This window comes from Streptomyces thermocarboxydovorans (assembly GCF_039524635.1).
Taxonomy (GTDB): Bacteria; Actinomycetota; Actinomycetes; order Streptomycetales; family Streptomycetaceae; genus Streptomyces; species Streptomyces thermocarboxydovorans.
The window spans coordinates 1-19,228 of record NZ_BAAAGU010000013.1; the positions used below are offsets into that span (position 1 = coordinate 1).

Sequence of the window (19,228 nt, forward strand, 5' to 3'; positions counted from 1 at the left end):
TCACTCCCACCAGACCGCCGACCCTATGCCCCACCAGCGAAAACGCAGTCCTCACGTCCGGAAAGACAACAGCTTCTCAGGTCGGACGACACCTGGGGAGCAGCGATATGTGCGAGGACCACACCGGCATCGGACGGCGTGCCGTGTTCGTGACGGGCGCCGCCGCCGCGCTTACGTTGGGAAGCATGAGCTTCGCTTCCGCGGCGGACCGCGACGGCGGCCGGGAGACCAGAACGGTGCGCGGCACCCTCGAGCCGGGCGCGCCCGACTTCGTGTACGTGCCGGTCGAGGTGCCGTCCGGCGTGCGGGAGATCCGGGTCTCCTACACCTACGACCGGCCGTCCGTGCCGCCCGGCACCACCGGCAACGCCCTCGACATCGGCCTGTTCGACGAGCGCGGCACCGAGCTGGGCGGCCGGGGCTTCCGCGGCTGGTCCGGCGGGGCGCGCACCGAGTTCTTCGTGCGCGCGGACGAGGCCACCCCCGGCTACATCCCGGGGCCGGTGCGGGAGGGCACCTGGCACATCGCGCTCGGCCCGTACACCGTGGCCCCGCAGGGGCTGTCGTACGAGATCACCGTGACGCTGACCTACGGGGAGCCGGGCGAGACGCCGAAGCCGGTGTATCCGCCGGAGCGGGTCAAGGGGCGGGGCCGCGGCTGGTACCGGGGCGACTGCCATCTGCACTCCTGGCACTCCGACGGCCGCCGCACCCCGGAGGAGATCGCCGCGCTGGCCCGCGCGGCCGGGCTGGACTTCATCAACTCCTCCGAGCACAACACGCACTCCGCGCACGCCCACTGGGCCGAGGCCGCCGGTGACGATCTGCTGGTGATGCTGGGCGAGGAGGTGACCACCCGCAACGGGCACGTGGTGGCGCTCGGCACCGACCCGGGGACGTTCGTCGACTGGCGCTACCGGGCCCGCGACAACCGCTTCGGCCGGTACGCCCGGCAGATCCGGCGGGCGGGCGGCCTGGTCGTCCCGGCCCATCCGCACGCCACCTGCATCGGCTGCAACTGGAAGTTCGGCTTCGGCGAGGCGGACGCGATCGAGGTGTGGAACGGGCCCTGGACACCCGACGACGAGATGGCCCTCGCCGACTGGGACAGCATGCTGGTGGCCTCGGTGCGCGACGGACGGGAGTGGATCCCCGCGATGGGAAGCAGCGACGCCCACCGCGACCCGGACGCCGTCGGGCTGCCGCAGACGGTGGTCCTCGCCGACGAGCTGTCCCGGCGGGCCATCCAGGAGGGCATCCGGACGGGCCGCAGCTATGTCGCCGAGTCCAGCAACGTCTCCCTGACGTTCGGCGCGTCCGGTGGGCGCGGCCGGCACGCCGGGATCGGCGAGCGGCTGGACGTCGACCGGGACACCCCGGTCACCGTGCGCCTGGAGGTCACCGGCGCCCCGCGCTGCACGGTCCGCCTGGTCACCGACCAGGGCGTGCTGCACACCAGCGCCCCGCTGCCGGTGTCCGGGTCCGGGGTCGTCGAATGGCGCACCACACCCTCGTACGCGGCCTATGTGCGCGCCGAGTTGCGGCACGAGGCGGCCGTCGGCCCGCTGCCGGGTGCGCTGGCCGCCTTCACCAATCCGATCTTCCTGGGCCGGCGGCATCGGTAGGCTCGTACCACATGACTGCGAACGCCGAACGCAAGTACCGGAGAGCAACCGCCTTCCAGCGCCGTATCAACCCCCTCCTGCGCCGGCTGCCGTTCCAGACCGTGCTGGAGACCACCGGCCGCGTCTCGGGACTGCCCCGGCTCACCCCCGTGGGCGGCCGGCGGGTCGGTGACTCCTTCTGGCTGGTGTCCGAGTTCGGCGAGCGCTCCCAGTACGTCCGCAACATCAAGGCGAACCCCCGGGTGCGCGTCCGCATCCGGGGGCGCTGGTACTCCGGCACCGCCCATCCGCTGCCCGGCGACGACCCGGTGGCGCGGCTGCGCACCCTGCCCCGCTACAACAGCGCGGTGGTGCGGGCCATGGGGGCCGGGCTGCTCACGGTGCGGATCGACCTGGACGTCTGAGGAGGCCGGTCGTCCGGCCGGGGCGGGGCGCCCGCTCACCCCGGCCAGACGATCGACTGCACCTCGCTGTAGGCGTGCAGGGCGTAGGGGCCGACGTCCCGGCCGACGCCGCTGCCGCGGAACCCGCCGAACGGCGCCTCCATGTTCCGGCCCACGGTGTTGACGCCGACGCCGCCGGTGCGCAGCCGCCGGGCCACCCGGAAGGCGCGGGCCACGTCCCGGGACCACACGTAGTCGATCAGGCCGTACTCGCTGTCGTCGGCCAGCGCCACGGCCTCCTCCTCGTCGTCGAAGGGGACGACCACGACCACCGGCCCGAAGATCTCCTCCCGGGCCACCCGCATGTCGTTGGTGCAGTCGGCGAGGAGGGTCGGAGCGACGTAGAAGCCCCGCTCCAGCGGCGGCCGTTCACCGCCGGCGACGACCGTGGCTCCCTCCTTGCGGCCCAGCGCCACATACGCCTCCACCCGCTCCCGGTGCTCCGCCGAGATCACCGGCCCGACCACCGTGCCCGGATCCCGCGGATCGCCCACCGGCAGCCGGGCCGCGTACGCGGCGAGCCCGTCCACCAGCCGCTCGTGGACGCCGCGCTGGGCCAGCACCCGGGTCGGCGCGGTGCAGATCTGGCCGCTGCAGAAGGAGAAGGTGGTGCCGATGCCGGCGACCGCGGCCTCGAGGTCCGCGTCGTCGAAGACCAGCGCCGCGCCCTTGCCGCCCAGCTCCATCAGCTGCCGCCACCTCGAGCCTGATCTCGTCCCGGTCGCAGCCGACGGCGGTGTCGAGGCGGGTGAGGGGGCGGTGCAGGTCCTCGTAGACCCACCAGTCGCCGACCGGGGCGCCGGGGTCGCTGCCCGGTTCGCCCATCACGGGCTTGAAGCGCCCGCCGAGGAAGGACATCTCCTTCAGCGGGGCACGGACCACCCGGGGGCCGGTGTCCAGGTACTTCTTCGGGAGCCGGTTCTGCCACACGCCAGGCGGTTCGACGGTGTGGTCATCGACGGAGATGATCAGCGGGAACGTGGTGCCGGTGGTGGTCTCGGTGGTCTCCATGCCGGTCACCGTAGCGCCGATCTGACGGGTCGTCAGCTATGCGTTCGGGGGCCGGCAAAGGCGTGATCTGTGCGAACGAGTACGCGGACGGTGTGAGAACCCTGTGTGGACCTGGTCCCACGGCATGTGACGGGTGTCTCGCACGGCTGACGCATCTGCCGTGAACAAGGCAAACTGGCCTGGTTGCTCGGAGTGCGCAGCAGGACGCATAGGGGGACTCACTGCATGGACGGTGTACCGCGAGTGCCGGAGCAGCGGAGGTCCGCATCCGGTCCGGACTCCGGGTCCGGTTCCGGTTCCGGGTCCGGGTCCGGTTCCGGGTCCCGTTCCGGGTCCGGGTCCGGTTCCGGGACCGAAGGGCTGCGCTTCGGTGTGCTCGGTCCGGTGCGCGCCTGGCGCGACGGCGAGCCGCTCGCCACCGGCAGTCCCCAGCAACGCGCCCTGCTCGCGGCCCTGTTGCTGCGTGAGGGCCGTACCGCCACGGCGGCCGAGCTGATCGACGCCCTGTGGGGCGAGGAGCCGCCGTCGCAGGCGCTGGCGGCGGTGCGCACCTACGCCTCCCGGCTGCGCAAGGTGCTGGATCCGGGCGTGCTGGTCAGCGAGTCCGGCGGCTACGCGGTGCGCGGGCTCGGCGAGGGCGCGCTGGACCTGGCGGTGGCGCAGGAGCTGGCCGCTCAGGCGGAGAAGGCCCGCAACACCGGGGACCTGTGCCGTGCGCGGGAGGTGCTGCGCCAGGCGCTGGCCCTGTGGGACGGGGAGACGCTGGCCGGGGTGCCGGGCCCGTACGCGCAGGCGCAGCGGGTCAGGCTCGAGGAGTGGCGGCTGCAACTGCTCGAGACGCGGCTGGACATGGACCTGGAGCAGGGCTGCCACGCGGAGGCGGTCTCGGAGCTGACCGCGCTGACCGCGGCGCATCCGCTGCGGGAGCGGCTGCGCGAGCTGCTGATGCTGGCGCTGTACCGCAGCGGGCGGCAGGCGGAGGCGCTGGCGGTGTACGCGGACACCCGGCGGCTGCTGGCGGAGGAGCTGGGCGTGGATCCGCGCCCGGAGCTGCGCGAGCTGCAGCAGCGGGTGCTGCGCGCGGACCCCGCGCTGGCCGAGCCCTCCGCCCCCGAGGCCGAGCCGTCCACCGCTCGTGTCCGCCCCGCGCAACTCCCTGCTTCCGTCCCCGACTTCACCGGCCGGGCCTCCTTCGTCCGTGAGCTGGGCGACCTGCTCTCCTCGGCGGAGGGCCGGGTGATGGCCGTATCGGCGCTGGCGGGCATCGGCGGCGTCGGCAAGACGACCCTGGCGGTGCACGTCGCCCACCAGGCCCGCCCGGCCTTCCCCGACGGCCAGCTCTACGTCGACCTCCAGGGCGCGGGCCCGCGCGCCGCGGAGCCGGAGACGGTCCTGGGTTCCTTCCTGCGGGCCCTCGGCACGCCGGACTCGGCGATCCCGGACACGCTGGAGGAGCGGGCGGCGCTGTACCGCTCGGTGCTGGACGGCCGCCGGGTGCTGGTCCTGCTGGACAACGCGCGGGACGCGGCGCAGGTGCGCCCGCTGCTGCCCGGCACGGAGGGCTGCGCGGCGCTTGTCACCTCCCGCATGCGCATGGTTGACCTGGCCGGCGCGCACCTGGTCGACCTGGACGTGATGTCCCCCGACGAGGCGCTCGCGCTCTTCACCAAGATCGTGGGCGAGGAGCGGGTGGCCTCCGAGCGGAAGGCCGCGCTGGACGTGGTCGCCGCCTGCGGCTTCCTGCCGCTGGCCATCCGCATCGCGGCGTCCCGGCTGGCGGCCCGCCGCACCTGGACGGTGTCGGTGCTGGCGGCGAAGCTGGCCGACGAACGCCGGCGCCTGGACGAACTCCAGGCGGGCGACCTGGCGGTGAAGGCCACCTTCGAGCTGGGCTACGGCCAGCTGGAGCCCGCCCAGGCGCGGGCCTTCCGCCTGCTGGGCCTGGCCGACGGTCCCGACATCTCCCTGGCCGCCGCGGCCGCCGTCCTCGACCTGCCGCCGGAGGAGACCGAGGACCTGCTGGAGTCCCTGGTCGACACGTCGCTGCTGGAGTCGGCGGCCCCCGGCCGCTACCGCTTCCACGACCTGGTCCGCCTCTACGCGCGTGCATGCGCGGAACGCGACGAACACCCCCCGAGCGAACGGGACGCGGCCATGTCCCGCCTGCTGGACTTCTACTTGGCGACGGCGGCGCGGGTCTATGCGATCGAACGGCCGGGGGACCGGCTGGTGGACGGTTTGGAGCCGACGCAGTACGACGGATTGCGCTTCCGTGACCGACAGGACGCGCTCGACTGGCTGTACTCCGAAGCCAACAACCTGTTGTCCTGCGCCAGGCAGGCGTTGCAGGGCGACGGACTGCGCCGGGGCGTCGACTTGTTGTGGGCCGCCAAGGACCTGGGCGAGTCGGGGGCGAACTCGAAGCAGTACGAGTCGACCGCAGTCGCCGCCAAGGAGGCGGCGCAGTCTGCTCAGGACTCCCGCGCCGAAGCCAGGGCACGCACCGCGCTGATCAACGTACACCTGGTCGCGGGGCGCTACGACGAAGCCGAGCAGGAGGCGAGCCGGGCCGTGGAGCTCGCCCGGGCGGTGGGGGACTTCATCCCTCTCTACTGGGCCAGCAACGACCGCGGGATCATCGCCCTGATACAGGGACGCAACGGCGACGCCGAGGACCATCTCCTCACCGCCATCGAGGGATCGAAGAAGGACGGCAACGCTCCCCTCGAGGCGAGCGCGCTGTGCAACCTGTCCCGGGTCCGCCTCGCGATGGGGCACACCGCCCACGCCATCAAGCTCGCCGAGGAAGGCATCCGCATCTACGACCGCCTCGGCCTGACGCTGCGCCTGGCGAATGCCCGATACGCGCTGGGTCTTGCCTACATCGCGGCCGATCGCGCCTCCGAGGCGCTCGGGGAGCTGACCGAGGCGCTCAATATCTTCCATGCGGACCGGCAGCGGCTGTGGGAAGGCACCACCCACTTCCGCATCGCCCAGGCGTATGTGACGGTGAGCCGGTTCGCCAACGCCGCGCAGCACGCAGAACAAGCGCTCGCTGTCGGCTTCATCGGTGGCGACCGAATGCGGGCGAACGTTCTCTCCACACTGGGCGAGTCGCTCGATGCGTTGGGCCAGGTCGACCGCGCACGCGCGTGCTGGAAAGAGGCCCTGTCCTTGTACGAGGCGACCGGGGCGGCAGAGGCCGAACAGGTCAGGGCACGGCTGAGCCCGACGTCCGCCGCCTGAACGCCGGCCGAAGGGCGTTCATCGAACGTTTATGGCTCACTGCGAGGCTTACTCCACCGATCCGCCGCGTCGGGGGGCAGGCGGGTCGGCAGGGCGCACCGCATAGGGTGTGGGCGCCCGAACCTCCCTTGTCCGGCAACCGCAGGGGAGTTGCCGGGCAAGGGCATGCAGCACCTCACGACGACACGGGGAGAAGGCCGCACCATGAGCGACAGCAAGAAGATCCGGGACGAAGAGCTGACGACACAGGACAACCACGCCCCGGTCCCGCCGGCGAACGGCGAAGCGACCACGCAGGACAACCACGCTCCCACCCCGCCGGCGGACGGTGACATCGTCACCCTCGACAACCACGCCCCGGTCCCGCCCGCCCTGGACCGCGACGGCAAGTAGGCCTACTGCAACGGGGGGACCGACCGCGGCGGCACGGAGGGGGAGCCGCCGCGGTCGGTGTGTGTCCGGGGTCAGCGCTTGCGCAACTCGCCCTTCAGTACTTTGCCGCTGGCGTTTCTCGGTAGTTCCGCGACGAACTCCACCCTTCTCGGGACCTTGTAGTTGGCCATTTCCCGGCGGGACCAGGTGATGAGGGCGTCGGCTGTCAGGGTTGCGCCCGGACGGCGGACCACGTAGGCGTGGCCGACCTCGCCGAGGCGGGGGGCGGGGACGCCGACGACGGCTGCTTCGGTGACGTCCGGGTGGTGACACAGCAGGCGCTCTATCTCGGCTGGGTACGCGTTGAAGCCGCCGACGATGTACATGTCCTTCAGGCGGTCGGTGATGCGCAGGTTGCCGGACGGGTCGAGGGCGCCCACGTCGCCGGTGCGGAGCCAGCCGTCGGGGGTGAAGGCCTCCTGCGTGGCCTGTTCGTCGGCGTAGTAGCCGCGCATGACGTTGAAGCCGCGAACCTGGATCTCGCCCTTCACTCCGGGGCCGACGGGGTCGCCGTCGGGGGAGACGATGCGGACGTGGGTGCCGGGGATCGCGCGGCCGGAGGTGCCGGCGATCACCTCGTCGGGGTCGTCGCGGCGGCACATGGTGACGATGCCGGTCGCCTCGGAGAGGCCGTAGGCGGTCAGGACCGTCTCCACGCCCAGGTCCCGGCGCAGGCGCTGCACCAGGCCGTCCGGGATCACCGCCGCGCCGGTCACGGTCAGGCGGAGGGCGGTCAGGTCGTAGGACGTCCGCTCGGGGTGGTCGAGGAGGGACTCCAGGAGGGCGGGCGGGCCGGGGAGGACGGTCACCCGTTCCGCCGCCAGGTGCGCCAGGGTGGCGGTCGGGTCGAAGACCGGCTGGGGGATCATCGTGGCGCCCCGCATCAGGCAGGCCAGCACGCCCGCCTTGTAGCCGAAGGTGTGGAAGAAGGGGTTCACGATCAGGTAGCGGTCGCCGTGCCGCAGGCCGGCCAGGCCGGCCCAGACGGCGAAGGCCCGCAGGCTCTGGCCGTGGGTGCTCACGGCGCCCTTGGGGCGGCCGGTGGTGCCGGAGGTGTACATCAGGTCGGAGGGTGAGCGGCGGTCCAGCAGAGCGGCCCGTGCTCTGAGTTCGGGTTCTGCCACGGCCTCGCCGCTCGCCAGGAAGTCCTTCCAGGTGAGGAAGTCGGCGGGGGCGTCGTCCGCCAGGACCACCACCCGGGTCAGGGACGGCAGGCCGCCGCCGTCCGGCTCCGCGAGCGCCCGCCGCAGGGCGGCCACGTAGGACGTGCCGAGGAACGTGCCCGTCACGAACAGCAGCCGTGCTCCGCTCCGGCGCAGCACGTCCGCCGCCTCCGCGCCCTTGAAGCGGGTGTTCAGCGGGACGAGGACCGCGCCCGCCGAGACCGCGCCGAGGGCCGCGAGGATCCAGCCCAGGGTGTTGGGCGCCCAGATGGCCACCCGGTCGCCGGCCCGGACGCCGTTCGCCAGGCAGGCCGCGGCCGAGCGGTCCACCCGGGCGGCCAGCTCCGCGAAGGTGACCCGGGTGCGGCCGTCCACGACCGCCTCCGTGTCCGGGTAGCGCGACGCGGCCGCGCGGACGGTCTCCGGAATGGTGCGCAGGGGGCGGCCGCCCACCAGCCAGCCGCGTCACCAACCTCTCCGAACAGCACAGCTAGAGCAGGCGGGACTTTGCGGACACCCCCCAGCGGGGGCGCCGGGATGCGGTGCGGGTCAGCGCAGGGCCGGTGCCGTCGGCGTGACGTCGCAGCGGGCGATCTTGGCGGTGCTCCCGCTCACGGCCACGTTCACGGTGGCGGAGTCGGCGCCGGGCACCTCCACGGTCCGGGTACTGGACGAGACCAGACCGCCCTTGCCGTCCCGGAAGTCGATGGTGACCGAGAAGGTGGCGTTGGCGGCGTTGGGGTTGGTGACCACGACGGTGGCGTGCGGGGAGGTCCTGGTGGCGCAGCGCACCAGCTTGACCGTGCCCTCCTCGAGCCCGGACGAGCTGCCCGAGTCCGCTCCGGAGCCGCCGGAGGTGTCGCTGTCGTCGTAGCCGGTGCCGCCGTCGTAGTCGTAGTCGTCGTCGTAGTCGTCGTCGTAGTCGTCGTCCCGGTGCGAACCGCCTCCCGAAGTGGAGGAGTCGTGGTTCTGCGAGGAGCTGCTGCAGCCGCCGCCCCCGCCGCCGTCGCCGTGGCTGCCACCGGTGGTGCCGCCGGTGCGGCCGGTGGAGAACCCGGTGAGGGTGAGGACGACGAGTGCGGACACGGCGGTGAGCTTGAGTGTGTTCCCCCGAGGCTTCATGACCATGAGCCTAGCGAGGGACGTGTCACGAGCATGTCACCGTCCCGCCACCGTCGGGTACGCGGAGCAACGGCGGCCAGGGGCAGAGGCTGAGGCCGCTCCCCCCGGGGCCAGGGCCGCATGGCCGGCGGCCGCCGTCCGGCGCCCTTCGGGGCACCGGCGCGGCGGCCGTCGCGAATTGCCGCGGCGGGACGCGGACTCAGGTGGTCCGCGCCGTCCCCGTGCCCTTCTCCGCGTCCAGCGCGTAGACGCACCGGTCCTTGCTGCAGGCGTAGACGACGCCGTCGCGGACGACCGGGGAGCCGGTGATCTCGCCGCCGGTGGCGAGCTTCCAGCGCAGGCGGCCGTCGTCCGCCTTGAGGGTGTAGAGCAGGTGGTCCGTCGAGCCGAAGTGGATGCGGCCCTCGGCGACCGCGGGGGCGCCGACGATCTCGCCGCCCGCCTGGAAGCGCCACTTGGGCGTGCCGGTGACCGCGTCCAGGGTGTACACGGCCTTGCCGCTGCCGACGTGCACATGGCCCGCGGCGACCAGGACGGGCTCGATGGAGGAGCGCGCCTCGGTGGCGATGCGCCAGCGGTCGCGGCCGTCGGTGGCGTCGAGGGCGTAGACCGTGCCGAGGTAGTCGGCGAGGTAGACGCCGCCGCCGGTCACCGCGGGGCCGGGGACGAACGTCGGCGGGCACAGGAAGACCGCGGGCGCCTCGAAGTGCCAGCGGACATGGCCCCCGGCGACGTCCAGCGCGATGACCCGGGTGCCGGCGGAGACGTAGACGTAGCCGTCCGGTGCCTGGGTCAGGCGCACGGGCACGCCGCCGCAGGAGGCCGCGTCCCCGATGGGGTAGGACCAGCGCTCGTCGCCGGTGCGGGCGTCGATGGCGCGCAGCCGGGCGTCCTGCCAGAGGTAGACGGTGCCGTCGTGCAGGGCCGGTCCGGCCTCGGGGGACTCGAAGTCGGTCTGGCAGCCGGTGATCTCCCACAGCTTCTGCCCGTTGGACGCCTCCCAGCCCTGGGCGCCGCCGCCGCGGGTGCCGGTGACGACGGTGCCGCGCTCGGCCCTGAGCGAGTACACCCAGGCGTCGGTGGACAGCCGCCACAGGTCGCTGCCCTCGCGGGCGTCGAGGGCGAACAGGGTGGGCCCGTCGGAGGCGTGGATGCGGCCGTCGGCGACGGTCATGGACCAGGCGACGTCGCGGGTCTTGAAGCGGCGCCGGCCGGTGGCCACGTCGAGCGCGTGCACCTCGAAGGAGGTGACGTAGACCAGGTCGCCGTCGACGGCGGGGGTGCCCCACAGGTCGTTGGACATGCGGAACCGCCACGGCCGCCAGCCGCTGGGCTGATCGGGCGGCGCGGTGGCCGCCGCGGGCGCGGCACCGCCGGCGACCGCCGGGTCGGCGCCGTTGACGCCGGGGCGCGGCTTGGTCCAGGAGGCGGCGAGGGCGGCCTCGGGCGGGGGCGGTTTGACGGCGGCGGCACGTACGTCGGCGACGCGCGGGCCGGGCCCGATGGGGACCGCGGCGCCGGCCAGCCGGACCGGGCCGTTGTCGGGGGCACCGGCCTGGGCGCCCACCGGGGCGGGTGCCGGCGGGGACGGCGGGATCACCGGGTCGTGCGGCGGTGGGGGCGGCACCTGCGGGCGGGCGCCGCGGCCCTGGCCGGAGCCCTGCCCCTGGTCGGGGCGGGGCCTGGTGGCGGGGCGGCCGTTGCGCCGGGCCTCGATGAGGCTGACCGCGGCTTCGGGCAGCCAGGCCGAGGCGGTTCCGCTGTCGTCGGAGCCGGAGCCGAACAGGTGCGGGGCGAGCTGCGCCTGGAGGTCGGCCGGGGTGGGCCGGGCCGAGGGCTCCATCTGCATGCAGGACTCGATCAGCGGGCGCAGCTCCTCCGGCAGCCCCTCCAGGTCCGGGCCCTCGCGCAGCAGCATGAACACCGTCTCGACCGGGTTGGCGCCGTGGAAGGGGGCGTGGCCGGTGGCGGCGAAGACGAGGGTGGAGCCGAGGGAGAAGACGTCACTGGCGCCGGTGACGCTGCGGGAGTCCTTGGCCTGCTCCGGGGACATGTAGGCGGGCGTGCCGACGGCGACGTTCGTCATCGTCAAACGCGTGTTCGACACACCCGAGGCGATGCCGAAGTCGATCACCCGGGGGCCGTCCTCGACCACCAGGACGTTGGAGGGCTTGAGGTCGCGGTGGACCAGTCCGGCGCCGTGGATGGACTGCAACGCCTCCGCGACCCCGGCTGCCAGCCAGCGCACCGCCTTGGCCGGCAGCGGCCCGCACTCGTTCACTATCTCCTCGAGCGAGGGAGCGGGGACGTAGGCGGTGGCCAGCCACGGCACGGCGGCGCGCGGATCGGCGTCCACCACGGCCGCGGTGTAGAAGCCGGACACGGCGCGGGCCGCCTCGACCTCGCGCGTGAAGCGCACCCGGAACAGCTGGTCCTCGGCCAGTTCGGTACGGACCGTCTTGATCGCCACACGCCGGCCGGACGCCGAGCGCGCGAGATAGACCAGCCCCATACCGCCGGCTCCCAGCCGTCCCAGCACCTCGAACGGCCCGATACGCCGCGGATCGTGCTGCGTCAGCTGATCCACCACTTGCCTGCCACCTCCCCGTACGAGTCGCGCCACCACATGTGCCCGCGACCGAAGTGCAGCGTCTCACCACCGCACCGCCGTGGCGGCACGCACCCCGATTCTTCCTGGCCGGAGCCCTTGTTGCGAACCCGCCGACAATCGGGGTGTCAGGTGGTAAACAAGACATTCTGCCCGGCTGGGCGGGGTCCCGGTGCCCCGCTCAGCGGCGCAGCAGCGCGAAGGACGCCCCTTGATTGTCGGAGACGACCACGGCCGTGCCGTAGGACGTCTCGAAGGGCGGCACCTGCACCCGGCCGCCGAGCCGCACCACCTGCTCCGCGGCGGCCGCCACGTCCTCGACGGCGAAGTGGACGAGGAAGTGGGGCGGCATCTCGGCGGGGAAGACGTCGGAGACGGGGGCGCGGCCGAAGTCGGGCCGGGCGCCGGGCCCGAACAGGGCGTCGTGGAAGAGGTCGCCGTAGAAGGTGTTGGCCGCCTCGGTGTCGCTGGTGTAGAGCTGCACCCAGGCGAAGGTGCCCGGCTCGTGGCGGCGGCCGAAGCCGGGGTGGGTGCCGGGCTGCCACAGGGCGAAGACGGCCCCCTGACCATCGGTGACCAGCGCGTGCACGCCCAGCTCGCCGAGCGGCAGGGGCGCGGCGATGATCCGCCCGCCGGTCAGACGGATGCGCCGGCACAGGTCCTCGGCGTCCGGGGTCGCGAAGAACACCGTCCACACGGTGGGCAGCCGGCCGTCGGCCTTGCGCCGCAGGGAGGCGACGGGCTCACCGTCCTTCAGCGCCCGCACCCCTTCCCTCGGCAGCTCCGGCTGCTCCTGGAAGGTCCACCCGAAGAGCTCCCCGTAGAAGCGCTTGCCTGCCGCCACGTCGGGCAGCTGCGCGTCCACCCAGCACGGGGTGCCCTCCCTGTACTCCGATGCCCTGTTTTCGGCCATGCCGCCAAACTAACCGTGCCACCCGCACCCCGCAGACCAGGCACACCACGCTCCGCGAAGGGGCACACCCCATTTGCAGTCGGCCGAATCGCGCTCCGATCACCCCTCGGTAAGCTGACGACATGACAGGACAAGTGCGAACCGTCGACGGCCGCGTGGCCGGCCGGCGTGGGCAGGCGACCCGGCAGAAGCTGCTCGACTGCCTCAGCGAGATGCTCAGCTCCTCCCCCTACCGGGACGTCAAGGTCATCGACGTCGCCCGCAGGGCGGGCACTTCGCCCGCGACGTTCTATCAGTACTTCCCCGACGTCGAGGGCGCCGTTCTGGAGATCGCGGAGCAAACGGCGGCCGAGGGCTCCGGGTTGACCGAGCTCGTCGAGGGCCGCTCCTGGGTCGGCAAGGCCGGCTGGCAGACCGCGCAGGACCTCGTCGACGGCTTCCTGGACTTCTGGCGGAAGAACGACGCCATTCTGCGCGTGGTGGATCTCGGGGCGGCCGAGGGCGACAAGCGCTTCTACAAGATCCGGATGAAGATTCTCAACTCGGTGAACAACTCGCTCGCCGACGCCGTCGCCGACCTCCAGGCCAGGGGCCGGGTCGACAAGGACGTGAACCCGGCCGCGATCGCCGGTTCGCTGGTCGCGATGCTCGCGGCGGTGGCCTCGCACCAGAAGGGCTTCACCTCCTGGGGCGTGAAGCAGGCCGAACTCAGGCCCAACCTCGCCCTGTTGGTCCACCTGGGAATCACCGGCAAGAAGCCGACGAAGTAGGCGACGCCAGGCACAGCTCCCCTACTCTCTTTCACAAGTCCTGTCTGGCAGGCGGTGGTTCACCCCGGTGGGCCACCGCCTGTCGCGTTGTGCGGGACCTTGTGCTGACGCGCGGGCAGCGGCCGGTCCTTCACCACGTGCTTCATCACCAGCGTCGACGTCAGCCGCTGCACCCCCGGCAGGGTGGCCAGGCGCTCGTCGTAGAGCCGCTGATAGGCGGCGAGGTCGGCGGCGACCACCCGCAGCAGATAGTCGGGCTCCCCGGCCGCGGCGGGGCTGGCGGTCCTGGTCGCGGGCTCTCCGGCCCTGCTCACGGCGCTGACGGCGGCGGGGTCGGCGTATCTGGTGTGGCTCGGCTGGAGTGTGCTGCGCCGCCCCGGCACCCCCGGCACGGACGGCACCGCCGCCGAGGAGAGCGGCCCCCGGGCCTTCCGGCGCGGTGCGGTGATCAGCGGCCTGAACCCCAAGGGACTGCTGCTCTACCTCTCCGTGCTGCCCCAGTTCCTGGACACCGGCGACGGCGCCCGGCTGCCGGTGCCGGTGCAGACGCTGGCGCTGGGCGCCCTGCACATGGCGTGCTGTGCCGCCGTCTACCTCTCGGTGGGCCTCGCCGCCCGCGCGGTCCTCGGCGCGCGGCCCACGGCGGCGCGTGCGGTGGTGCGCACCTCGGGCGCCGCGATGCTCGGGATCGGCGCGTTCCTGCTGGTGCAGCGGCTGGCCATGCTCTAGAACCAGGGCCTCACTCGCTGCGGGTGTCATCTGCGCAGGTGTCATCTGCGGTGGAGCCGGAACAGCCGGATCTCGCGGGCCACCCGCGCCTGGTAGTCCGCGGCGGGCAGCACCGGGGGCGCGAGGCGGGCGAAGGCGCGGGTCGCCGACACCCGCTGCACCCCGCGCAGCAGCCGGCCGGCGCGGGACCGGTGCCCGTTCTGCCGCATCAGCCGGCCTCCTCGCTCCCGATGGCCTCGAAGATCTCGGTGGTCTCGAAGAGACGTGCCCGGTCGGCGGCGTGCGCCCGGAGCCGGTGGACCGGCCCGAACAGCAGCTCGTCGCCCTTGGCGCGCTTGAGATACAGATGCGCGTCGTGCTCCCAGGGGCCGGTGGCGTCGCCCGGGACCAGGAAGAGCAGGGTGCGGGAGCGGGCGAAGCCGCCGGTGTGGGCGGGGACGATCAGCAGCCCGGCGCTGTGCCCGTCGAGCACCTGGTCGGCCTGCCCGTACAGCCGCCAGCCGCCGTCCGCCCGCCGGGCCTGCACCCCGCCCGCCCGTCCACCGCCCGCCCAGCCGCCGCCGTTGCCGCCGGTGAGCGCGAGGGCGGTGGCGAGTGCCGGGCCCGGGGCGGCGAGGGCGGCGGTGAGCGCACCGGAGGCCAGCCGGGGCAGCAGTCGCGCTCGCTGTGCGTCGGTGCCGAGCGCGAGCAGCAGGGGCGCGCTCAGCACGGTGGTCGCGAGCAGGGGCGAGGGCGCGAGGGCACGCTCCCCGTCTCTTCGCAGGCGAGGGCCAGGTCGGTGACCGAGCAGCCGACGCCGCCGTAGCGCTGCGGGAGCGCGAGGGCGGGCAGGCCGAGCCCGTCGGCGAGGGCGGTCCACAGGGCGGGGTCGTGTCCGGCCGGGGTGTCGACGGCGGCGCGCACATCGGCCGGTGTGCAGCGCTTCGTGAGCAGTTCGCGCAGGGTCCGGCGGATCTCGTCCTGCTCGGCGGTGAAACGGGCGTCCATGCTGAGGCCTCCGATCTGACGAACCGTCATATTAGGTCCGGGAGGGCAGGGATGCCCAGACTTACGCGGGCGGCTGAGCTGACGTACCGTCAGATTCATGGCTTCTTCGAGGAAGGCCGCCGTGGTGGGCGTGGCCCTCTCCGACTGCGGGCGGCTGGACGACGGCACGACCGCCTACGCCCTGCACGCCCAGGCCGCCCGCCGTGCCCTCGCCGACGCCGGTCTCGACCGGTCGCAGGTGGACGGCTTCGCCTCCGCCGGGCTCGGCACCCTGGCCCCCGTCGAGGTGGCGGAGTATCTGGGCCTGCGCCCCACCTGGGTGGACTCGACCTCCGTGGGCGGCGCCACCTGGGAGGTCATGGCCGCCCATGCGGCGGACGCGATCACCGCGGGGCACGCCCGCGCGGTGCTGCTCGTGTACGGCTCCACCGCCCGCGCCGACATCCGCGCCGGCCGCCGCACCGGCACCCTCTCCTTCGGCACCCGCGGCCCGCTCCAGTTCGAGGCCCCGTACGGGCACACGCTCATCGCCAAGTACGCGATGGCCGCCCGCCGTCACCTGATCGAGTACGGCACGACCGTCGAGCAGCTCGCCGAGGTGGCCGTCCAGGCGCGGGCCAACGCGGCGTTGAACCCCGAGGCGCTGCACCGCACGCCGATCACGGTGGACGACGTGCAGTCCGGGCCGCTGATCGCCGACCCCTTCACCAAGCTGCACTGCTGTCTGCGCTCCGACGGCGGCGCGGCGGTGCTGCTGGCAGCCGAGGATGTCGTACGGGACTGCCGTACCGCGCCGGTGTGGGTGCTCGGCACGGGCGAGTACGTCTCGCACTCGGCGATGTCCGAGTGGCCGGACTTCACGGTGTCCCCGGCCGCCGTCAGCGGGCCGCTGGCGTTCCGGCGGGCGGGGGTGCGGCCCGAGGAGATGGACCTCGCCGAGCTGTACGACGCCTTCACCTACATGACGCTGGTGACGCTGGAGGACCTGGGCTTCTGCGCCAAGGGCGAGGGCGGGGCCTTCGTGGAGAAGGGACGGCTGCGGGTCGGGGGCGGCGGGCTGCCGGTGAACACCGACGGGGGCGGTCTGTCCGCCCAGCATCCCGGGATGCGGGGGCTGTTCCTGCTGGTGGAGGCGGTGCGGCAGCTGCGGGGCGAGTGCGGGGGACGGCAGGTGCGCCGGGCCGACGGTTCACTGCCCCGGCTGGCGGTGGCCTCCGGGACGGGCGGCTGGTTCTGCTCGTCGGGGACCGTGGTGCTGGCCCGGGAGTGAGAATCGGGGCATGGGAACCGATCTTCATGAGCTGCTGCGGTCACTGCGGGTGTGGGCCCCGGAGGTGACCGAGCTGCCGGCCTTCGACCCGTCCGAAGCTCCCGGTGCACCGCTGGAGCTGTTCACCCGCTGGTTCGCCGAGGCGGTGGCGGCCGGGCAGACCGAGCCGCACACCATGTCGCTGGCCACGGCGGACGCGGACGGTCTGCCGGACGTGCGCATCGTGACGCTGCACGGCGCCGACGCCGGCGGCTGGGCCTTCGCGACCCACGCGCACAGCCGCAAGGGCACCCAGCTCGACGCCCGCCCTTATGCGGCCCTGGCCTTCTACTGGCCGGTGCTCGGCCGTCAGGTGCGGCTGCGCGGGCCCGTGGAGCAGGCGCCCGCCGAGGAGTCGCAGGCCGATCTGCACGCCCGCTCCACCGCCGCCCTGGCCGCGGCGCTGACCGGCCGGCAGAGCGGGGTGCTGGGCTCGCTCGAGGAGCTGGTCCGGGCGTCGGAGGCGGCCTGGGAGCGCGCCGAGCGGGAACCGGACGCGCCGGTGGAGTCCTGGACGCTGTACCGGCTGCGGCCGGACGAGGTGGAGTTCTTCCAGGGCGACGAACGGCGCCGGCACGTACGGCTGCGCTACCGGCGGACCGGCGAGGGCTGGTCCCGGGAGCTGCTCTGGCCGTAGACCGTGCGCGAGACCGCTGCCCTAGGAGCCCTGGGAGCCCTGGGAGCCCTGGGAGCCCTGGGAGCCCTGGGAGAACGAGTACACGGTGAAGTCGGAGACCGGCCGGTAACCGATGCGCTGGTACAGCGCGTTGCTCGTGGGATCGGCCAGGTCCGTGAAGAGCAGCACCTCCTCCGCCCCGCGTTCGCGGGCGGTCCGGCTGGCCTCGGCCGTGGCCGCCCCGGCGTATCCGCGGCGGCGCAGCGCGGGCGGGGTGTACACGCAGGAGACCCTGACCTGCCCGGCGACCTGCGGGCCCAGGCACGCCATGGCGACGGGCTCGCCCTCGGGATCCTCCCAGTAGGTCACGGCACGCTGCTCGATCCGGGAGTCCGCCCACGCCTCGGGTTCCTGGTACACGGGGTCGCCGACCGCCGCGCAGAAGTCGCGGTACCAGCGGCTCAGATGGGCCCGGTCCTCGGGCCCCGCGGTCCTCGCCCGGCCGGGCGGGACGGGCTGCGGCACGGTCAACTCACCCAGCCGGTACAGCCGTTGCCGCTCGTAGAGCGTGACCTCGGCGCCCGTGCGGCGCCGCCAGGCGTCGGCGAAGGCGGCGGCGGTGTCCTGGTCGCCCTGGACGCCGGGGAGCGACTGGCCGAGGTCGTGGAGCAGACCGGCGAGGGCGTCGGCCCCGGCCGGCGACAGCGGGGTGGGGCACAGCCGGTGCGGCGGAGTGCGGAAGAAGGCGGCCCGTACCTTCCCGTCCTGCTCCAGCACCCCGAACTCGGGGGCCCCGTCGCCGTACGACCGCGCTCCCTGCATGCGCAGGGTCTCGGTGACCGTCAACTGCACGGTGTGCACGGCGGGGTCGGCCCGCAGGAAGTCACCGGCGCGGGCGAGGAAGTCGTCGATGTCCCGGGTGAGATACCAGTCGTGGGAAGCCATGCCTCATGGTGGCGCGGGGAGCGGGCGGGACGCCTCCGAAATTTTGCGGCCGGTGCGTCCATGGCTTCGCGGCCGGTGCACCCCTGCCCTTTGCGCCCGGTGCACCCTTGGCTCGACGGGCCCCCGAGGGGCTCGAACCGGGGCTCGGCCACCGGTGCGGCGAGGGTGTCTACGGCCAGGGCTCCGTCACCGGCTCCGGCGCCGGTGGTTCCGGGTCCGTCGCGAGGCGGGCGTGCAGATGGGCGTCGCGGAAGGCGTCGTGGCGGCCGGCGGCGAAGATGGCGTCCCGCATGGTCCCCTCGTACCGGAAGCCGCAGCGTTCGGCGATGTGGCAGGACACCTCGTGGCCCACGGCGTGGTCCAGCTCCAGGCGGTGCAGGCCGAGGTCGGTCAGCGCCCAGCGCGCGGTGAGCAGCAGCGCCCGGGTGGCGACGCCCCGGCCGCGCGCCTCGGGGAGCACCCAGTAGCCGACGCGGGCCACCCGCAGCAGCGGCCGGATGTCGCTGACGGCGATGTGGCCGAGGAGGGCGCCGCTGCCGGCGTCGGAGACGCGGAACGACGCCGTGGTCCCGTCCTCGGCCTGCGCCACCCGCCCGCGCAGCACCTGACGGGCGCCGGCGAGGTCCGTGACCGGGCGGAAGGGGGTGTTCCAGCGCCGGAACTCGGGGTCGGTGGTGCCGCGCAGCCAGGCCTCCACGTCGCTGCGGGACGCCGGGTCCCAGGGACCCAGGTGCAGTCCGTGACCGTGGAGCTCCGCGACGGTGCGGGCCGAGGCGCGCTCGGGTGGGTGGGCCATGGCCCCATTCAAACCCGCCGCACCGGCCGGAACACGGGAATATCCGCGCGGAAGGTCACCTCCAGCTCCATCCCGGGGCGGGGGCCGCCCGCCGCCTCCGCGTCCACGAGCTCCGTCATCATCCTCGGCCCCTCCGCGAGGTCGACGACGGCGGCGGTGTAGGGGGTGCGGGCGGCGAAGGGCGGCAGGTCGTTGCGGTGTACGACGGACCAGGTGTAGAGCGTGGCCCGGCCGCTCGCGGTCTCCCAGGTGACGTTCTCGCTCCAGCAGTGGGGGCAGAACTCGCGCGGGTAGTGGTGGGCGCGGCCGCAGTCGCCGCACCGGCGGACGAGCAGCCGTCCCTGCGCGGCGGCTTCCCAGTAGGTCCTGGTGAAGGCGTCGGCCTCGGGAGCGGCGGCGTTCCCGGATCGGGATGCGTTCTCCATCTGCGCCTGCCGGGGTCGGGGGCGAACACACGCCTGACGGTGTGCCAGTTTCACCGTTTCCGCACACCGCCCGCAAGACCGCCCCGCA

Annotated in this window: 15 protein-coding genes and 5 pseudogenes; 8 read left to right on the top strand and 12 right to left on the bottom strand. The window is 73.6% G+C overall.

Annotated elements, in window-relative coordinates; translation table 11 throughout:
• Positions 1-107 precede the first annotated feature (107 nt).
• Together ABD198_RS08075 and ABD198_RS08080 are read left to right on the top strand one after the other, a co-directional pair.
• A complete protein-coding gene (locus ABD198_RS08075; protein WP_343998915.1) occupies positions 108-1,625 on the top strand; it encodes a CehA/McbA family metallohydrolase in 1,518 nt (505 codons plus the stop codon).
• An 11-nt stretch (positions 1,626-1,636) separates the two neighbouring features.
• Entirely contained in the window at positions 1,637-2,029 is a 393-nt protein-coding gene (locus ABD198_RS08080) for a nitroreductase/quinone reductase family protein (protein ID WP_343998917.1), read from the top strand.
• A 35-nt stretch (positions 2,030-2,064) separates the two neighbouring features.
• On the opposite strand, the pseudogene ABD198_RS08085 reads toward ABD198_RS08080, so the two are convergent.
• Together ABD198_RS08085 and ABD198_RS08090 are read right to left on the bottom strand one after the other, a co-directional pair.
• Positions 2,065-2,763, bottom strand: a pseudogene (locus ABD198_RS08085) (aldehyde dehydrogenase family protein); the annotation flags it as partial.
• 1 nt (position 2,764) lies between these two features.
• Positions 2,765-3,079 (bottom strand): annotated as a pseudogene (locus ABD198_RS08090) (amidohydrolase family protein); the annotation flags it as partial.
• A gap of 225 nt (positions 3,080-3,304) precedes the next feature.
• Here ABD198_RS08090 and afsR point away from each other — a divergent pair.
• Together afsR and afsS are read left to right on the top strand one after the other, a co-directional pair.
• Complete coding sequence (gene afsR / locus ABD198_RS08095; RefSeq protein WP_343998918.1) at positions 3,305-6,325, top strand: SARP-family global regulator AfsR; 3,021 nt, start codon at positions 3,305-3,307, stop codon at positions 6,323-6,325.
• Between the two features lie 204 nt (positions 6,326-6,529).
• The gene (afsS, locus tag ABD198_RS08100) at positions 6,530-6,718 is read left to right on the top strand and encodes a regulatory protein AfsS (protein ID WP_343998920.1); all 189 of its coding nucleotides are present in this window, start codon (positions 6,530-6,532) and stop codon (positions 6,716-6,718) included.
• Positions 6,719-6,789: 71 nt separating this feature from the next.
• Here the strand turns inward: afsS and ABD198_RS08105 are convergent, their stop codons facing one another.
• The 4 genes from ABD198_RS08105 to kbpA form a co-directional block, all read right to left on the bottom strand.
• Positions 6,790-8,373: a FadD3 family acyl-CoA ligase gene (locus tag ABD198_RS08105; protein ID WP_343998922.1), complete on the bottom strand. Its 1,584-nt coding sequence runs from the start codon at positions 8,371-8,373 to the stop codon at positions 6,790-6,792.
• 96 nt (positions 8,374-8,469) lie between these two features.
• On the bottom strand, positions 8,470-9,042 hold the full coding sequence (locus ABD198_RS08110) for a hypothetical protein (protein WP_343998924.1): 573 nt from the start codon (positions 9,040-9,042) through the stop codon (positions 8,470-8,472).
• A 199-nt stretch (positions 9,043-9,241) separates the two neighbouring features.
• Positions 9,242-11,632: a protein serine/threonine kinase AfsK gene (gene afsK / locus ABD198_RS08115; RefSeq protein WP_343998926.1), complete on the bottom strand. Its 2,391-nt coding sequence runs from the start codon at positions 11,630-11,632 to the stop codon at positions 9,242-9,244.
• A gap of 199 nt (positions 11,633-11,831) precedes the next feature.
• Positions 11,832-12,563, bottom strand: coding sequence for an AfsK-binding protein KbpA (kbpA, locus tag ABD198_RS08120; protein ID WP_343998928.1), 732 nt, complete (start codon positions 12,561-12,563; stop codon positions 11,832-11,834).
• A 134-nt stretch (positions 12,564-12,697) separates the two neighbouring features.
• Between kbpA and ABD198_RS08125 the strand changes: the two genes are divergently transcribed.
• The gene (locus ABD198_RS08125; RefSeq protein WP_343999094.1) at positions 12,698-13,333 is read left to right on the top strand and encodes a TetR/AcrR family transcriptional regulator; all 636 of its coding nucleotides are present in this window, start codon (positions 12,698-12,700) and stop codon (positions 13,331-13,333) included.
• Between the two features lie 59 nt (positions 13,334-13,392).
• Here the strand turns inward: ABD198_RS08125 and ABD198_RS08130 are convergent.
• Positions 13,393-13,596, bottom strand: a pseudogene (locus ABD198_RS08130) (Lrp/AsnC ligand binding domain-containing protein); the annotation flags it as partial.
• Between the two features lies 1 nt (position 13,597).
• Between ABD198_RS08130 and ABD198_RS08135 the strand changes: the two are divergent.
• Positions 13,598-14,062, top strand: a pseudogene (locus ABD198_RS08135) (LysE family translocator); the annotation flags it as partial.
• Between the two features lie 41 nt (positions 14,063-14,103).
• On the opposite strand, the gene ABD198_RS08140 reads toward ABD198_RS08135, so the two are convergent.
• On the bottom strand, positions 14,104-14,271 hold the full coding sequence (locus ABD198_RS08140; protein ID WP_343998930.1) for a hypothetical protein: 168 nt from the start codon (positions 14,269-14,271) through the stop codon (positions 14,104-14,106).
• Between the two features lie 158 nt (positions 14,272-14,429).
• A pseudogene (locus tag ABD198_RS08145) lies at positions 14,430-15,049 on the bottom strand (acyl-CoA dehydrogenase family protein); the annotation flags it as partial.
• A gap of 97 nt (positions 15,050-15,146) precedes the next feature.
• Between ABD198_RS08145 and ABD198_RS08150 the strand changes: the two are divergent.
• Positions 15,147-16,319, top strand: a complete 1,173-nt coding sequence (locus tag ABD198_RS08150) for a thiolase C-terminal domain-containing protein (protein ID WP_343998932.1) — start codon at positions 15,147-15,149, stop codon at positions 16,317-16,319.
• A 10-nt stretch (positions 16,320-16,329) separates the two neighbouring features.
• Positions 16,330-16,995 carry a pyridoxine/pyridoxamine 5'-phosphate oxidase gene (locus ABD198_RS08155; RefSeq protein WP_343998933.1) on the top strand — a complete coding sequence of 222 codons (666 nt, stop codon included), beginning with the start codon at positions 16,330-16,332 and terminating at the stop codon, positions 16,993-16,995.
• A gap of 21 nt (positions 16,996-17,016) precedes the next feature.
• Here ABD198_RS08155 and ABD198_RS08160 read toward each other — a convergent pair whose 3' ends face one another.
• The 3 genes from ABD198_RS08160 to ABD198_RS08170 all read right to left on the bottom strand — a co-directional run bounded on the left by ABD198_RS08160 (position 17,017) and on the right by ABD198_RS08170 (position 19,140).
• Positions 17,017-17,919 (bottom strand): GNAT family N-acetyltransferase, encoded by a 903-nt coding sequence (locus tag ABD198_RS08160; RefSeq protein ID WP_343998935.1) that lies wholly within the window; start codon positions 17,917-17,919, stop codon positions 17,017-17,019.
• Positions 17,920-18,088: 169 nt separating this feature from the next.
• A complete protein-coding gene (locus tag ABD198_RS08165) occupies positions 18,089-18,715 on the bottom strand; it encodes a GNAT family N-acetyltransferase (RefSeq protein ID WP_343998937.1) in 627 nt (208 codons plus the stop codon).
• Between the two features lie 8 nt (positions 18,716-18,723).
• On the bottom strand, positions 18,724-19,140 hold the full coding sequence (locus ABD198_RS08170) for a Zn-ribbon domain-containing OB-fold protein (RefSeq protein ID WP_343998939.1): 417 nt from the start codon (positions 19,138-19,140) through the stop codon (positions 18,724-18,726).
• Positions 19,141-19,228 lie beyond the last annotated feature (88 nt).

What these genes read in the sequence shown, in the direction of transcription:
- ABD198_RS08165 (WP_343998937.1), bottom strand. Translation starts at nt 18,715, where the DNA reads ATGGCCCACCCACCCGAGCGCGCCTCGGCCCGCACCGTCGCGGAGCTC.
- ABD198_RS08150 (WP_343998932.1), top strand. Translation starts at nt 15,147, where the DNA reads ATGGCTTCTTCGAGGAAGGCCGCCGTGGTGGGCGTGGCCCTCTCCGAC.
- afsS (WP_343998920.1), top strand. Translation starts at nt 6,530, where the DNA reads ATGAGCGACAGCAAGAAGATCCGGGACGAAGAGCTGACGACACAGGAC.
- ABD198_RS08140 (WP_343998930.1), bottom strand. Translation starts at nt 14,271, where the DNA reads ATGCGGCAGAACGGGCACCGGTCCCGCGCCGGCCGGCTGCTGCGCGGG.
- kbpA (WP_343998928.1), bottom strand. Translation starts at nt 12,563, where the DNA reads ATGGCCGAAAACAGGGCATCGGAGTACAGGGAGGGCACCCCGTGCTGG.
- afsR (WP_343998918.1), top strand. Translation starts at nt 3,305, where the DNA reads ATGGACGGTGTACCGCGAGTGCCGGAGCAGCGGAGGTCCGCATCCGGT.
- ABD198_RS08110 (WP_343998924.1), bottom strand. Translation starts at nt 9,042, where the DNA reads ATGAAGCCTCGGGGGAACACACTCAAGCTCACCGCCGTGTCCGCACTC.
- ABD198_RS08160 (WP_343998935.1), bottom strand. Translation starts at nt 17,919, where the DNA reads ATGGCTTCCCACGACTGGTATCTCACCCGGGACATCGACGACTTCCTC.
- ABD198_RS08080 (WP_343998917.1), top strand. Translation starts at nt 1,637, where the DNA reads ATGACTGCGAACGCCGAACGCAAGTACCGGAGAGCAACCGCCTTCCAG.
- ABD198_RS08075 (WP_343998915.1), top strand. Translation starts at nt 108, where the DNA reads ATGTGCGAGGACCACACCGGCATCGGACGGCGTGCCGTGTTCGTGACG.
- ABD198_RS08170 (WP_343998939.1), bottom strand. Translation starts at nt 19,140, where the DNA reads ATGGAGAACGCATCCCGATCCGGGAACGCCGCCGCTCCCGAGGCCGAC.
- ABD198_RS08155 (WP_343998933.1), top strand. Translation starts at nt 16,330, where the DNA reads ATGGGAACCGATCTTCATGAGCTGCTGCGGTCACTGCGGGTGTGGGCC.